The sequence below is a fragment of the Vibrio xiamenensis genome (assembly GCF_900100015.1).
Taxonomy (GTDB): Bacteria; Pseudomonadota; Gammaproteobacteria; order Enterobacterales; family Vibrionaceae; genus Vibrio; species Vibrio xiamenensis.
On record NZ_FNDD01000054.1, the window covers coordinates 1 to 14,261 of the forward strand.

The 14,261-nt window shown below is 49.2% G+C and carries 14 protein-coding genes; 6 read left to right on the forward strand and 8 right to left on the reverse strand.

Annotated elements, in window-relative coordinates; genetic code table 11:
• The first annotated feature begins 489 nt into the window (after positions 1-489).
• Both BLS03_RS24505 and BLS03_RS24510 read left to right on the forward strand, forming a co-directional pair.
• The gene (locus BLS03_RS24505; RefSeq protein WP_218122051.1) at positions 490-978 is read left to right on the forward strand and encodes a GNAT family N-acetyltransferase; all 489 of its coding nucleotides are present in this window, start codon (positions 490-492) and stop codon (positions 976-978) included.
• On the forward strand, positions 971-1,354 hold the full coding sequence (locus BLS03_RS24510) for a GFA family protein (RefSeq protein WP_093279470.1): 384 nt from the start codon (positions 971-973) through the stop codon (positions 1,352-1,354). The genes BLS03_RS24505 and BLS03_RS24510 overlap by 8 nt, the downstream gene beginning before the upstream one ends.
• Positions 1,355-1,400: 46 nt before the next feature.
• On the opposite strand, the gene BLS03_RS24515 is transcribed toward BLS03_RS24510, so the two are convergent.
• Complete coding sequence (locus BLS03_RS24515) at positions 1,401-1,817, reverse strand: winged helix-turn-helix transcriptional regulator (protein ID WP_176765694.1); 417 nt, start codon at positions 1,815-1,817, stop codon at positions 1,401-1,403.
• A gap of 106 nt (positions 1,818-1,923) precedes the next feature.
• Between BLS03_RS24515 and BLS03_RS24520 the strand changes: the two genes are divergently transcribed.
• Positions 1,924-2,778: an SDR family oxidoreductase gene (locus tag BLS03_RS24520; RefSeq protein WP_093279471.1), complete on the forward strand. Its 855-nt coding sequence runs from the start codon at positions 1,924-1,926 to the stop codon at positions 2,776-2,778.
• 113 nt (positions 2,779-2,891) lie between these two features.
• Here the strand turns inward: BLS03_RS24520 and BLS03_RS24525 are convergent, their stop codons facing one another.
• Both BLS03_RS24525 and BLS03_RS24530 read right to left on the reverse strand, forming a co-directional pair.
• The gene (locus tag BLS03_RS24525) at positions 2,892-3,569 is read right to left on the reverse strand and encodes a type 1 glutamine amidotransferase domain-containing protein (RefSeq protein ID WP_093279472.1); all 678 of its coding nucleotides are present in this window, start codon (positions 3,567-3,569) and stop codon (positions 2,892-2,894) included.
• Positions 3,570-3,728: 159 nt separating this feature from the next.
• Entirely contained in the window at positions 3,729-5,147 is a 1,419-nt protein-coding gene (locus tag BLS03_RS24530; protein ID WP_093279473.1) for a coniferyl aldehyde dehydrogenase, read from the reverse strand.
• A gap of 196 nt (positions 5,148-5,343) precedes the next feature.
• Here BLS03_RS24530 and BLS03_RS24535 point away from each other — a divergent pair, with 196 nt between their 5' ends.
• Positions 5,344-6,246: a LysR family transcriptional regulator gene (locus BLS03_RS24535; protein ID WP_093279474.1), complete on the forward strand. Its 903-nt coding sequence runs from the start codon at positions 5,344-5,346 to the stop codon at positions 6,244-6,246.
• A gap of 56 nt (positions 6,247-6,302) precedes the next feature.
• Here the strand turns inward: BLS03_RS24535 and BLS03_RS24540 are convergent, their stop codons facing one another.
• The 5 genes from BLS03_RS24540 to BLS03_RS24560 form a co-directional block, all read right to left on the reverse strand.
• Positions 6,303-7,217 (reverse strand): pseudouridine-5'-phosphate glycosidase, encoded by a 915-nt coding sequence (locus BLS03_RS24540; protein ID WP_093279475.1) that lies wholly within the window; start codon positions 7,215-7,217, stop codon positions 6,303-6,305.
• Positions 7,207-8,316: a PfkB family carbohydrate kinase gene (locus BLS03_RS24545; RefSeq protein ID WP_093279476.1), complete on the reverse strand. Its 1,110-nt coding sequence runs from the start codon at positions 8,314-8,316 to the stop codon at positions 7,207-7,209. Before BLS03_RS24545 ends, BLS03_RS24540 begins: the two co-directional genes overlap by 11 nt.
• A 214-nt stretch (positions 8,317-8,530) precedes the next feature.
• Positions 8,531-9,994 (reverse strand): methyl-accepting chemotaxis protein, encoded by a 1,464-nt coding sequence (locus BLS03_RS24550; protein WP_093279477.1) that lies wholly within the window; start codon positions 9,992-9,994, stop codon positions 8,531-8,533.
• A gap of 160 nt (positions 9,995-10,154) precedes the next feature.
• On the reverse strand, positions 10,155-11,213 hold the full coding sequence (locus tag BLS03_RS24555) for a lactonase family protein (RefSeq protein ID WP_093279478.1): 1,059 nt from the start codon (positions 11,211-11,213) through the stop codon (positions 10,155-10,157).
• Between the two features lie 274 nt (positions 11,214-11,487).
• On the reverse strand, positions 11,488-12,861 hold the full coding sequence (locus tag BLS03_RS24560; protein WP_093279479.1) for an aminotransferase-like domain-containing protein: 1,374 nt from the start codon (positions 12,859-12,861) through the stop codon (positions 11,488-11,490).
• A 117-nt stretch (positions 12,862-12,978) separates the two neighbouring features.
• On the opposite strand from BLS03_RS24560, the gene BLS03_RS24565 reads away from it, so the two are divergent.
• On the forward strand, positions 12,979-13,872 hold the full coding sequence (locus BLS03_RS24565) for an EamA family transporter (protein ID WP_093279480.1): 894 nt from the start codon (positions 12,979-12,981) through the stop codon (positions 13,870-13,872).
• Between the two features lie 165 nt (positions 13,873-14,037).
• The coding region (tnpA, locus tag BLS03_RS24570; protein WP_143015690.1) for an IS200/IS605 family transposase at positions 14,038-14,261 on the forward strand (224 nt) is incomplete at its 3' end.

Consider the following 14,261-nt stretch of genomic DNA (forward strand, 5'->3'; position numbering starts at 1 on the left):
AATCAGTGGCTTAATTCTCATTTGATGATCCTTTTATGTTTTTTTATTATTTATGCTTTTAACTACAACTGAATCGATTCAGCTAAAAAGATACTCAGCAAAATGTGCGGATCAAAGTGCTGAACAAACGAATGTGATTCAGTTCATTGAGTTGATGAATTTCTCATGCAGCAATGATTGGTGAATCACGTTCAGCAAATATTATGTTATTTATCAATAGGATGATTTTTATTGATATACCCGTCTTACTTGAAGCTGCAGCGGTGTTGGCTACGTTTGTTCACCCCAATCACATAGTTATCTATGCTCATGGGGCCTCACTCACTTGCCGCCTACCTGCAACTCCAAGTACTTTGGGTATAGTGTTATTTCACAGCATTGAATCGAGCAAGGTTTGAATCAATCAACGCTATTGGCGCGTTTTGCGATACAAATATGCTAATTTAGCTACGCGAAGATTTTTTGATCACTAAGGGAAGGGAATACAACGTGATAAGACCGATGACAAAGGCTGATTTTGACGCCTTTTGGCCGACATTTGAGCAAGTGATTGTAGCGCAGCAGACCTATGCATTTTCGCCGCAAATGGACAGAGAGCAAAGCCATCACATCTGGTGTGAATTGCCAAAGCAGAGTTTTGTTTATGAGCAAGATGGTGAAATTCTTGGCTCCTATTATATCAAAGCCAATGCTCAGGGCCCGGGTGGTCACGTGTGTAATTGCGGTTACATGGTCAGTGAAGCGGCAAGGGGTCAAGGGGTTGCACGAGCGATGTGTGAGCACTCTTTGCAAATGGCGCGTGAAATGGGCTTTAAAGCCATGCAGTTTAATTCTGTGGTAGCGACCAACCAAGTTGCGGTTGCGCTGTGGCAAAAGCTCGGCTTTGAGATTGTTGGGACTTTGCCAAATGCGTATCAACACGCAAAGCTTGGGCTCGTGGATTGTTATTTTATGTATCAGTGGCTTAGTGATGAATAAACCGCTAACACCGACGCAATGGGTTGGACAATGTCATTGTGGCAATGTGCGTTTGACGCTTAGCGAGTTAACCCCAACCGCTACTGAGTGCAATTGCTCGTTATGTTCACGTTACGGTGCTTGGTGGGGCTATTTCACGCCGCAGCAAGTGACGATTGAAGTGGGAAGGGCCGGGTTAAATGCTTATCGTCACGGCGATGAAATGATCGATTTTCAACATTGTGGCCAGTGTGGCTGCATTACCCTCTATACTTCGACCGACAAAGCGCCAAGTGAAAGAGTGGCGGTGAACTATCGCATGTTTGAATCTGATGTGACATTGTCACTTAAGCTGCGCCATTTTGATGGTGCTAACACCTGGAGCTATCTCGACTAATTTTATCAGGCTTGCTCTTGGGGTTCGTTTCAGCGCGCACAGCGCATTAGTGACTGCTGGTGCGCTGCTTTTCATACTCTTGCTGACTTGCCACGATATCGCCAATATTGTCTTCCAACCAAGAGGCTAACACTTGCACGCGGTTGGCGACTTCAAACCCCGCTGCGGTCAGTTCATATTCCACATGTGGCGGCACGACGGGGTACACAGTTCGTAATACAAAGCCGTCTTTTTCCAAAGCTTGCAGAGTTTGTGCGAGCATCTTTTCGCTGATGCGCAAAATGCGTTTACGCAGTTGGCTAAAGCGCTGCTTTTCACCATTAAGTAGGGCCATTAACACCAGTACACCCCAGCGACTAGTAACGTGATTGAGCACTTCACGGCTTGGGCATTGATCCGAAAACACATCGCCTTTGCGCTCTCCGGCGTGGAGAATTTGCGCTAAATGATCATGATTTTCCATACTTACCTTTTTGTACGTACTTACTTTTAGTTTGTTAGGGGGTTAGTATAACCCAACGCGATCAAATTATCGCCTAGTTTTGTCTTTCCAGCTTAAGGAGAATGTTATGTATGTAGTAACTGGCGCCACAGGTCAACTGGGCCAATTAGTGATTGAAGCATTGCTTAAAAAAGTACCAGCAAGCGAGATCATCGCAGCGGTACGTAATGTCGAAAAAGCCGCGCCTTTAGCGGAAAAAGGTGTTCAAGTACGCTTTGCCGATTACACCAATCCACAGTCGCTGGTGATTGCATTTGCAGGTGCCAGCAAAGTTTTGCTGATTTCATCCAGTGAAGTCGGGCAGCGTTTTGAGCAGCACAAAGCGGTGATTGATGCGGCCAAACAAGTGGGCATAGAACTGCTGGCTTACACCAGTATTTTGAACGCCAACCAGTCGCCATTGGCATTGGCGCAAGAACATAAGCAGACCGAAGCTTATATCGCACAAGCTGATATTCCGGCGGCGTTATTACGTAACGGTTGGTATAGCGAAAACTACCTAGCGGGCATTGGCGCATCGCTTGAGCACGGTGTGATGCTCGGCTGTGCTGGTGACGGCAAAATTTCTTCTGCCCCTCGCGCTGATTACGCTCAAGCGGCGGCTGAAGTATTAACTCAGCCAAATCAAGCAGGTAAGGTGTACGAATTGGCCGGCGATGAAGGCTTTACGCTTGAGCAATTTGCCCAATATTTGGCCGACCTAAGTGGCAAGCCTGTTGCGTACAACAATTTGCCTGAAAGCGAATATGCGGCGGTATTAGAAAGCGTTGGTATTCCGGCTGGTTTTGCAGCGATTTTAGCAGATTCCGAAACCGGTGCGTCTAAAGGTGGGCTGTTCGATGATTCAAAAACGTTGTCGCAATTGATTGGTCGCCCGACCGTGTCGATTGAAGCGTCACTGAAAGACGCAGTGGCAAAGTAATGCCTGCAGCGTTTTAGGCGCTGCAGCATAGAGATTATCTTAAGCCAATTCGCTTAGCTAAATAAAAACGCCGCATCACTTGCGGCGTTTTTTATCGGGGAGGCTAAATCTGATTAGCTCAGCTGAGCGATTAGCGCTTTGGCCACACCTTCAGAGCTGGCTGGGTTTTGACCGGTAATCAATTTGCCATCTTCAACCACATAGGGTGCCCAATCATCGCCTTTTTGATACAAAGCGCCGAGCGCCTTAAATTCATCTTCAATCAAAAATGGCACCACGTCGGTGAGTTGGACACCGGCTTCTTCACCGTTGGTAAAGCCAGTGACGTGGCGGCCTTTAATCAGTGGTTCACCATTGGCGGCTTTCACGTTACGAAGTACAGCAGGCGCGTGGCACACGAAGCTAATTGGCTTGTTGCTGCGCTCAAACTCTTCAATCAGAGCAATGGATTTTGCGCAGTTGGTGAGATCCCAAAGTGGACCGTGACCGCCTGGGTAAAACACCGCGTCAAAATCACCGCTATCAATGGTGTCGAGTTTCACTGTGTTGGCGAGATCGCGCTGCGCTGCTGAGTCTTGATTAAAACGCTCGGTCAACTCGGTTTGAAAATCGGCAAGGGCACTTTTCGGATCAAGCGGTGGTTGACCGCCAGCTGGCGATGCGAGAGTTACTTGCGCGCCTGCATCTTTAAAGGTGTAGTAAGGTGCGGCAAACTCTTCGAGCCAGAAACCGGTTTTTTCGCCAGTATCGCCAAGTGTATCGTGTGAGGTCAGAACCATTAAAATTTTCATTGTGTTTCCTTAGCTGAATTTCACTGTCTCTTTGCGGAGATGGGTGGTGGCACGCACAAGTTGGGTGCCACGCTAAACCGCATCGAATCAGGTTGTGATTATTTATTAGGTTTATTTATTCAAGGTTATCCAGATTGAGTGGTTAATCAACTGGCAAAACTACTGAGCAAGAACGCTTTCGACGAGTGCCTGTTTTTCGCCATACGGCGCACGCAGACGTTGCCCAGATTCGTTATTTTCACTTTGAATCACCACCGCTTTGTGGTGGGTAAAGTTATTAAAACCGTGCACGCCGTGATACGCGCCCATGCCCGATGGACCGACACCGCCAAATGGCAGCGCATCGATGGATGCGTGGGTCATAATATCGTTAATCACCAGTGCGCCTGAGGTGGTATGCGCGGCAAAAGCACGCTGTTTTTGCTCATCGTTACTGAAGTAGTAAGCAGCCAGAGGGCGCGGGTGAGCATTGATATACTCAATCGCTTGCGCTTCTTGAGTGTACGTTTGAATAGGCAGTAGCGGCCCAAAAATCTCTTCTTGCATGATTGCCATGTCATCGTTGACATCCAATACCAGATGCGGCGCGATTTTGCGCGTTGCTTCGTCAATGCTTGGCTCACCTTGTGGCGCGAGGCTGATAACGGTTGCGCCGCGCTGCGCGGCATCGTCAAGTAATCCTTGTAAACGCTCGAAATGACGCGGATTAATGATTGAGGTGTAATCGGTATTGTCTTGCATGGTGGCAAAACTTTGGCGCATAAAGGCTTTGGCGGCGCTAACAAATTCGTCGCGTTTGGCTTCTGGAATCAGCATGTAGTCAGGTGAAAGACAAATCTGACCGACGTTAAAGGTTTTGATCGTCAATGTGCGTTCGGCAGCCATTTGAATGTTGGCATCATCGCCAACCACGACTGGCGATTTGCCGCCCAGTTCTAATGTTAGCGGCACTAAATTCTCAGCCGCGGCGCGCATCACATGTTTGCCAACTGCGGTGCTGCCAGTAAACACTAAGTGATCAAAGGCAAGGCGGCTAAAATCTTGGCCAACGTTGGCATCGCCAAGCACCACAGCAAGTTCCATCGGCTCAAAATAGCGACCAATCAGCTCTGCCAGCAGTTGTGAAGTGTGCGGTGTAAGTTCAGAAGGTTTGAGCATTGCGGTATTACCCGCCGCGAAAATACCTGCCAGCGGGCCAAAGGCTAAGTTGATTGGAAAGTTCCAAGGGCTGATAACGCCAACGACTCCTAGTGGCTGCTTTTGTATGTGCGCTTGCAGCTCACCTTCTAGGCCAAATACTGGTTCTGGTTGCATCCAGTTATCTAGGCTGGCGATAGCGTGTTGCAAGCCTTTGATAGTGGTGGCGATGTCAGCAACCAGCGATTGATATTTGCTGCGATGACCGAAATCTTGGCTCATCGCTTCGGCCAGTTGATCGCGGTTATCTTTGATAAGGTTTACCGCGCGCTGCAGGCGATCTTTACGTAGCTCAGCGCTGGCTGGGCCTTGCGCAATATGGTTGCGCTTCATGGTGTTTAGAATGCTGTTGAGCTCATCAAATGATTGTTGTGATGACATAAAAATTCCTCACTGGCTGATAAATAAGGCGCTACCTATTTTCCGGTTTAACGTTTTGGCATCAGTAGCGTCTGGCGATGAAATTTATCTTAGGCGTGATGGCTTATTTTGGCTAACAAGGTTATTTTGTAAGGGGTATAAATAATTTTATGGGTCACGATTTTACTCGGTGATTTGACCCATTAACGGAGTAGTTATGTCATTGGTTCGATTGCGCACCTTTGTCGAAGTGTATCGTCAACGTTCAATCAGCTCAGCAGCCCGCGTGCTTAACTTAACTCAGCCTGCGGTGTCGCAACATGTCGCAGGTTTAGAGGTCGCGATTGGCCGCCCGCTGTTTACTCGCGCCGCATCGGGGGTTGAGCCCACCACAGCTGCAGATCAGCTTGCCGCGGACATTGGTGACAAACTCGACAGCGCCGAGCTGGCTTTGTCGCAAGCCAAAGCGCGTTCGCGTGATGTGGAAGGGGCGCTGCAAATTATCGCCCACAGTGATTTTATGTCGGAAGTGCTGGCAGAGCGATTACTGCCCCTGGTTCAAGCCGGAATTCGCGTGCGCATGCATACCGGCAACGGCGACTTAATTCATCAGATGCTGGTAGAAGGCCATTGCGACCTTGGCTTTTCTGGTCATCCGGTTACCGACCCAAGCTTAAAAAGCGAGTTGGTGATGGCCGCTCCTGTCTATGCAGTGACCTCGCCTGAGATAATGGCAAAGCTTGAAAAATCTGAGGATTTCTATGCGGCGCTGATGAACGAGCCAATGCTGACTTACGATTTAGCGTTATCGGTGATGGAAGGCTGGTTGAATAAAAACAAACTCAGTGCGTATGAAAAACCGCCAGCGCTGGTGGGTCAAGATTTACGTGCGCTGCGTAAGCTTATCGTCAAAGGTTTTGGTTGGGCAGTGATGCCTGAGTATTTGTGCCGCGAAGATATCGCCAGTGGCCGGCTGTGTCATATTCCGGCGCCCATTGCTGATTCGACGCTCAATTACTACATGGCATGGGCGCCAAGTTCACTGCGAACGCCGCGCATTGCTCATGCGCGGCAAACTTTATTGTGGAGCTTAAAACAGCAGCCACCCGGAGATAATTAGCCGATGGCCAAGCGCGATTATGCGCGCGGCTCAATAACAATATTCAATTGCACCGCTCAATTACAATATTCAATCGCAATCGCGCTGGCTAAACGGGCGTTGTTGAGCACCAATTGAATGTTGCTGGCTAAGCTGTCACCGCCAGTGAGTTCACATACGCGCGCCAGCAAAAACGGTGTTGATGCCTTGCCGTGAATGCCTTGTTGCTCGGCTTCGCGCAGCGCTTGGTTAATGGCGGCATCAATTTCTTGCTGCGGCATGGCGTATTCACTTGGAATCGGATTGGCGATCACGGCGCCGCCTTTAAGCCCAAGTTGCTGTTTGGCCTTGAGCACATCAGCAATGGTTTTGGCTGAATCGAGTCGATAGTCGACATTAAAATCGCTGGTTTGGGTATAGAAGGCGGGCAAACTTTCCGTTTGATAGCCAATCACCGGCACGCCATGAGTTTCAAGATATTCCAGTGTTAAGCCAAGATCGAGGATCGATTTTGCGCCCGCGCACACCACAGCGACGCTCGTTTGCGCCAGTTCTTGCAAGTCGGCAGAAACGTCAAAACTGGTTTGTGCCCCGCGATGCACGCCGCCAATGCCGCCAGTGGCAAACACTTTCACGCCCGCCATTTCGGCCAAAATCATAGTGGCGGCCACGGTAGTTGCGCCGTGGGCACCCGAGGCAACCACAAACGGAATATCTCGGCGACTGACTTTGGTCACGCTTAGCCCGGCTTTACCCAATAGTTCGATTTCACTCGGCTCCAAGCCAACTTTTAAACGGCCATGAATAATGGCGATGGTGGCTGGTATCGCGCCAGATTCACGCACGGTATTCGACACTTTGAGCGCAGTTTCAACGTTTTGCGGGTAAGGCATGCCGTGGGAAATAATGGTCGATTCTAAAGCCACCACTGGGCGGTTTTGGGCAAGCGCCTCGGCAACTTCAGGGTGAATGTCGAGATAATCATTGTACATCGGGGATCTCCATAAAACGATGAACGGCACGTTGTGAGATGTGCGGGTTAATGGTGTCTGAGGATTGGGTGGCAAGGTGGGCGCAAGCAAACGCGAATTCAATGCGCGTATGCCAAGACCAGTTTTGCAATTTAGCGTGCATTAAGCCCGCCATCAGTGCGTCACCTGCGCCAGTAACATTGACGACTTGGCTTGACGCTGGGGTTAAACGCAGTGTCTGCGGCGAGGTATTTACGTCAGCTTGGCTTGCATAAATACCGCCAGCGCCAAGGCTAATCACCACTTGTTGAACGCCGAAATCGTGCAAAGCTTGGCACATGGTCGGCAGGTCGCGCTCATCATGATAGCGAACGCCACTCAAAAGCTCGGCTTCGATTAAGTTGGGTTTCAGCAGGGTAATTTGGCTTAAGTAAGGTTTGATACGCGCGGCTTTGTTAGCCGAAACGGGGTCGACATACACTTGGCGATGATCAATACAGTTAAACAGATACGCCAACGCATCGTCGTGCAAATTGGCATCGATCAGCAGCAGATCGCTACGGTTAAGCAACGCCTTATGTTTGGCGAGTGCACTGGCATCCAGCTGCTCAAGAATGCGCATGTCGTTAAGCGCCAGTTGCATTTCACCATCGGCATCGTGAATCGACAAATAGGTTGCCGTCGCGCCAGTTGGGCTGCGCACCACGTGCTCGATACCTATTCCTGCTGCTAGGCTAGCACTCAAAAGTTGCTCGCCCCATTGATCATTGCCAACACAGCTTACCAACTCGACTTTACTGCCAAGGCGTGCAAGGTTATCGGCGATATTACGCGCCACGCCGCCAGGGCTTGAGTGAATGGTGCCGGGGTTGGAGTCTCCGTTTAATAGCGGGACGCTGGCTTTGCCGCACAAATCCATATTGGCGCCACCGACCAACACCGCAGTGGGTTCGCTGGTTAGAATATAGCCTTTGCCTTTAATCAATCCTTTGTTGGTTAAGTTCATGATGTGTCCGGCGACGGCGCTGCGCGTAATGTTGAGTTTTTCCGCTAACTCTTGCTGCGCGATCATCGGATTCTCGCGCAATATTGCGAGGATCTGCTGTTCTCTCGGTGTCACAAACAAATGTCCATATAGCAAACATTTGTTTAGTCTAGCGCGGTGGTGTGGATAAATTTTGTTCGCTTGATCACGTTGTGGAATTTGCAAACGATCGCTGCATGTTACTTGTGTATTTGTGACAGTTGGCGAACGTTTAGCGTTTTGTGTACGTTTAGTGCGCCATGCCTATCGCGGAAAAACAGCATGGCACCAGAGGGGGGAGTCGGCGCGGTTAGGCGAGGACGAAACGCGAGTTAGCGCGGGTTAAATCGTCAATTGAGTGACTGAGCTCGCTTATTGAGCCATGTTGTTCTTGAGATTTATTGGCGATAATTTGCGATGAGTCGTGCACGCTCGACATGTTTTGATTGATGAGCTCAAGCGCTGAGTTCTGCTCAGTGACTGAGGAGGCCATTTGATACATATGCTGGTTGATTTCATCGATATGCAAAGAAATATCCTGAGTCACGTTCATGATGTCGCCGACCGAGGTTGAGACCGTGTCTGAGATGTCGATCATATTGCTAATGTTGTTGGTTGATTGCTGGATGTTTTTATCCAGAACGCCAAGTGATTTGCCGATTTCCTCAACACTTTGATTGGTGCGGGTGGCCAGCTGTCTCACTTCATCTGCAACCACAGCAAAGCCACGGCCTGCTTCTCCGGCGCGCGCCGCTTCAATGGAAGCGTTAAGCGCTAACAGGTTGGTCTGCTCTGAAATGGCAGTGATGGAAGCCAATATATGGTGGATATTTTGGGTATCGCTGACCACTTTGCTGACGGTGTCCTGGGTGCTGGCAACCACCGTTTTAAGCTGCTCTAAAGTGATTTGACACTGCTGCGATTGGCCTTGTGCTTTGTGACTTAATTGGGTCGCTTGCTCGGTTTTATCACTACACAGATGAGTGGTTTGGGCAATTTCATCAAATGACGCTTTAAGTTGTTCGATAGCAGAGGCAACTTGTTCGGCGTTTTGCGCATTGCTGGCAATCTCGTTGTCGACCACTTTGATGTTGGTGATGAAATTATTTGAGACAATCTCGAGTTGATCAATGGATTGTTTTTGAACGCGAGAATTGTTTTGCAGCTGAGTGATGATCTTATTGAAGCGCTCAAAGAATCGATCGTGATTTTTGAGGTCGAGGTTGAGGTGAATTTTGTCGCCAATCACCATGTTATCGACCATCTGATTGACGTAATTCATGCGTTGTAGACTGCGGTCAAGCGTCAGACACGCGTATATCGATATTGATGCCTGCAGGATTGCATACAAGCAATGTTCGATGACCATGGTAAATGGCGCGTTGGGATGGAAAATATACACAGGTAGCCCTGAGGATTGAAGAAAAAAGAACCCAACATGATGTAGGGCGGCAGCGATCAGACTGTGTAATACCATCAGATAGTCGTTAAACAACGTCATGAGACCGAGCATGATAAAAACTTCAAAATGCAGCATGGTCGCCCCACGGGATTGGTGAATATGCAGCGCGACAAACCCGTAAAGCAGATACGGCAAAATATGACGAAACCTTGGGTTATTGAGCAGCAAAGTCGCGCCAGTCAGTAGCAGGCCGATGATCAAGCTGGCGTGGGTATATTCATAACGCCAAAAATAGATAAACGTGAGCAGCGTCATTGGCAGGCAGATGACGTAAGTTTTGTGTTTAAACGTAAGTTCAGGGATAGATATCATAACGTTAACGACCTATATAAGTTGAAATTGACTCTTGCATAGATTCGGTGAGTATACTGATTAAAAGTAGTTACAATATGGTGGTTTGTAACACTTTTTCATTAAATCTGACGTTATTTAATCTCTGATGAGATTTATCCTGTTATGGAACAGGTGAGGTCTAGGCGTATTCCACCACAGACACCCAAGCGCTGTATTCGCCGCAAGGTGCGCTATCGAGTAGGGTTAATTTGCCGCTCAACCTATCGATAGCGTAGAGCCCGAGGCTATCACTGAGCTCACCACTGACTAGCATATAGCGGCCATCCTGACTGATCGCAAAGCTGCGCGGTTGGCGTTCAACACGTTGATGACCCACATAACGCATGCGTTGGGTGGTCGGGGACACTTCCAAGCAAGCCATAACACTTAACGTGCGTTCAGACACATAAATAAACCGGCCATCCGGTGTGATTTGAATATCGGCCGCCCAAGCGCGGGCAATGTCGTTAGCAATTCGCTCGCTTGGGCGCAGGCCTTTGGCAAGGCCAAGCTGGTTAAGCGGTAAAGCCTCGCTTTGTGCGATGAAGTGTAATTGGCCGGTTTGACTATCAAAACGGTAGCTCGCGACGCTGGTGCTCATTTCATGCAGCACATAGACATGGCTTTGGTCCGGCGAAAACACCAGATGGCGTGGCCCTGAGCCGCTTGGTGTCGCGACTTGCTGCACTTTCTGCAGCCCATTCGCTTGGCTGGGGTGGCGATAGACGTTGAGCAAATCGCTTTCAAACTCGGTGCTAATTAGCCAGCGGTTATCTTGACTGGCTAGAATGCAGTGGCATGCGCCATTTGTCGGCAACGTGGTCGCTGAGGCATCGATGACGCCTTGATCGTTGATGGCATTTAACGATGCAAGCTGCTGATTAAACGAGGCGCCAAGTAACCATTTACCGCTGGCATCAATCGCTAGATTGGCCATGCTGCCAGCAAGCGACGTTTTGTCGATCAACTTAAGATCGCCATTTGTCCTATCGATTGCAAATCTTGCGACACAAAAAGGTTCGCTACGCAGCGCGGCGTATAGCTGGGTTTGCTGGCGATTGACCGCCATCGGCATCACCATCTCACCCACCGCCGTATCACCAAGATGATCAAGTCGCACTTGCGCATTTTGCTCGGTAATTTGATAGCGCGAAATGGTGCCTGAAAAGGCGTTGGACAAAAACACATAGCGTTGCATAAAGCGGTTTTACCTTTGTTCAAGCTTGGATTGGGAAGCCATTTTCAATGTGCGATAAGCGTTTGAGTGCCGTTGCCGAGTGACAATTACTTAGTCATGTAGCCGTCACTTAGTCATGCGATAGCACTTAGCCGTGAGATAGTACTTAGCCGTGAGATAGTACTTAGCTGTGTGATAGTACTTATCTGTGTGATAGTAACGTAGCCATGTAGCTCGCAACAGCGCCGCGCAAGTCTTTGCCGCTTTGGCGGCGAAAAATGTGACCTTGGCGACATTAGCGAGCGCCAATGTGCTGCTCGATTAAGGTCATGAGGCACGCTAATTGACTTGCCACTTTATCAAACTCATAGCCAATGTTAATCCTCAAGCAGTCGCGATAACGCGTGCTGGCGGTAAACTGATGACCACCACGTACGTCCAGTTTTTGTTGCTTCGCATCAGCCATCAGGGTTGGCGCATCCAGTCCGGGAATTTGTATCCACAACACCAGACCGCCACTTGGCTGTGAAACGCGGGCATTGGCAGGAAGGGCAGTGGCGAGATAATTGAGATAGCGCTGCTTGGTTACATTCAGTCGCTGCTGGGCGCGTTTTAAATGTTTGCCATAGTGACCGCTTTGAATAAAATCGGCGAGCGCATATTGCATCGCAACCGCAACACCATAGTCTTTGCCGAGCATCGAAGCTAAATAGCGCCCCGGGCGGCACCAACCAAGGCGCAGGCTTGGTGAAAGCGTTTTTGATACTGAGCCGCACCAGATCATATATCCATCGGTATCAAAGTAGCTGGCAGGCAGCATAGCTTCACTCTGGTGGCCTAGCTCAAGGTAAATATCATCTTCAATGATCGGCACTTGGTATTGATTGGCAAGCTCGGCGAGGCGCTGCTTTTGCTTGGTTGACATAGTGATCCCTTGCGGGTTCATGTACGTGGTGCAAAACAGGCCCGCCTGAATTTTATTGGTTTTGAGGTGCTGTTCCAGTTGAGTCAGGTCAACGCCGTCTTGATGAGAGGGAATTTCGACGATGTTACGCTTAAGCTCGCTCAGCAGCGTTAGCAACCCGTTGTAACAGGGCGAGCTTATTGCCACCGAATCGCCCGGCTGAGTAGTGGCTTCAAGCGCTTTGCGCACGGCATCCAAACAGCCATGAGTGATCAGTAAATCGGAACTGCTCAGTTGCCAACCGTTAGCGCTAAAATGTTCGGCAAGTGCGTTTCTAAGCCGCAACTCGCCTTGCGGCGCAGGATATTCACCAAGGCTTGGCTGGGAAAGACGAATCCCACGGCGAAAGCTTTTATTGAGTTGCTCGACGGCGCTGTCGTCCAGCTCGAGACGTGACATGCCAAGTGGGCCGCTTAGTGGCGAACTTGGTTGCGGTGTGCTTGGTGTTTGTACTTGGCTTTGAAATGATGCCCATGTGGGTGTCTGCAGCGTAGCGCCGTGGCCTTTGACAAAAAAACCTGCCTGGGGGCGCGATTCAACCCAGCCCATTGATTCCAATTCTTGATAGCAGCTCACGGCGGTGGTGAGGCTCACGCTGTGTAGCTGGCTGAGTTGACGTAGTGACGGCATGCGTGACCCCGGGGGGAGTACGCCGCTTTGAATATCCTTGATAAATCGCTGTGCGATGCGTTGATATTTGCTCATGTTTGCCAACTGTACTGGTAAATTTATTGAAAATTGTATCTGTACCCTAATGGCTGAGCAAGTGACACTCAGAAAAAACACAATCAGCCAGCTTTCGACAGACACAAGGAGTAGAGAATGAGCGCAAGAGATGCAGGATTAGTGATTTTAGTGATGGCGATATGGGGATTCAATTTCTCCATGATTCGTTTGGGAGTAAGCGAAACCGATCCTCTGTTAGTCGTGGCGATGCGCTTTATCTGCGCAATTTTGCCGCTGATCTTTTTTATTCCCCGTCCCAAAGTAGCGTGGCGCTATCTACTCGCTTACGGCGTGGTTTTTGGTACCGGTATCTGGGGGATGGCGTCGTGTTCGATTACTTTTGGGCTGTCGTCGGGAATGGCGTCGGTACTGCTGCAAACCGATGTGATCACCACCGTATTGGTCGGGGTATGGCTGTATAAAGAGCCGCTGTCAAAGCGAATGCAAATTGGCATGGGTATTGCGCTGATAGGGCTTATGATTTCGATTGTGTTCACCAATGGCAATGTTACCTTGCTTGGTACTGGGCTGATTTTTGTCGCGGCGATTTGCTGGCCGCTGGCAGGCGTTATTATGAAACGCGCCAATACCAAGCAGACATTTGCCTTTAATTTGTGGGGAATGCTGTTTGCGCCGCTACCACTGATTGGTTTGTCGCTGGCATTAAATGGTGTTGACGTGCTGGCGCTCACCTATCAAAACTGGACGCTTAACTCTTGGGTTTCGGTGCTGTTTCAAGCCTATCCGACCACGCTGTTTGGCTATTGGGTGTGGAACAAAATGCTGCTCAAATACCCGATGAGTCAGATGGCGCCGCTCACGCTATTGGTGTCGGTGTTTGCATTAATCAGCGGATATTTTGTGTTTGATGAGCAATTATCGCTGGCGCAGTGGGTTTCGTGCAGCGCATTTTTGATTGGCATTTTGTTGGTGCTCAGCAAACCCAAGATCAGTAAAACTCAGCAAGTGAGATGTGAATCCGTCAGTTAATGGCGATAGACCGTGAATAAAAAAGCCCGCTGTGCGGGTTTTTGATTGTCAGCTCTAAACCACCGCCTAGGGCGGTGGTGATTGTCCCTTGGGGCTATTGCCCGAAGGAATGCCCATGTTAGAAGTAAGTCTCTTATTCACCACAAGTAAGAGGAAACTAAAAACATGGGCGACTACAGAAGTTCATCACATGTATATTGGCGTTGTAAATACCACATAGTATGGACGCCGAAGTATAGATTTAAGATCTTGAAAGGTAATGTAGGTAAGGAGCTTTACCGCTCGATCTACATTTTGTGCAATATAAAAGATTGTGAAGTCTTGGAATTAAATATTCAGCCAGATCACGTTCACTTGGTTGTGATAGTCCCACCGAAAGTATCGATATC

Excerpts from the sequence above, each read along its gene's own strand:
- BLS03_RS24565 (WP_093279480.1), top strand. The coding sequence starts at position 12,979 with ATGAGCGCAAGAGATGCAGGATTAGTGATTTTAGTGATGGCGATATGG.
- BLS03_RS24515 (WP_176765694.1), bottom strand. The coding sequence starts at position 1,817 with ATGGAAAATCATGATCATTTAGCGCAAATTCTCCACGCCGGAGAGCGC.
- BLS03_RS24530 (WP_093279473.1), bottom strand. The coding sequence starts at position 5,147 with ATGTCATCACAACAATCATTTGATGAGCTCAACAGCATTCTAAACACC.
- BLS03_RS24525 (WP_093279472.1), bottom strand. The coding sequence starts at position 3,569 with ATGAAAATTTTAATGGTTCTGACCTCACACGATACACTTGGCGATACT.
- BLS03_RS24555 (WP_093279478.1), bottom strand. The coding sequence starts at position 11,213 with ATGCAACGCTATGTGTTTTTGTCCAACGCCTTTTCAGGCACCATTTCG.
- BLS03_RS24560 (WP_093279479.1), bottom strand. The coding sequence starts at position 12,861 with ATGAGCAAATATCAACGCATCGCACAGCGATTTATCAAGGATATTCAA.
- BLS03_RS24535 (WP_093279474.1), top strand. The coding sequence starts at position 5,344 with ATGTCATTGGTTCGATTGCGCACCTTTGTCGAAGTGTATCGTCAACGT.
- BLS03_RS24520 (WP_093279471.1), top strand. The coding sequence starts at position 1,924 with ATGTATGTAGTAACTGGCGCCACAGGTCAACTGGGCCAATTAGTGATT.
- BLS03_RS24550 (WP_093279477.1), bottom strand. The coding sequence starts at position 9,994 with ATGATATCTATCCCTGAACTTACGTTTAAACACAAAACTTACGTCATC.
- BLS03_RS24510 (WP_093279470.1), top strand. The coding sequence starts at position 971 with ATGAATAAACCGCTAACACCGACGCAATGGGTTGGACAATGTCATTGT.
- BLS03_RS24540 (WP_093279475.1), bottom strand. The coding sequence starts at position 7,217 with ATGTACAATGATTATCTCGACATTCACCCTGAAGTTGCCGAGGCGCTT.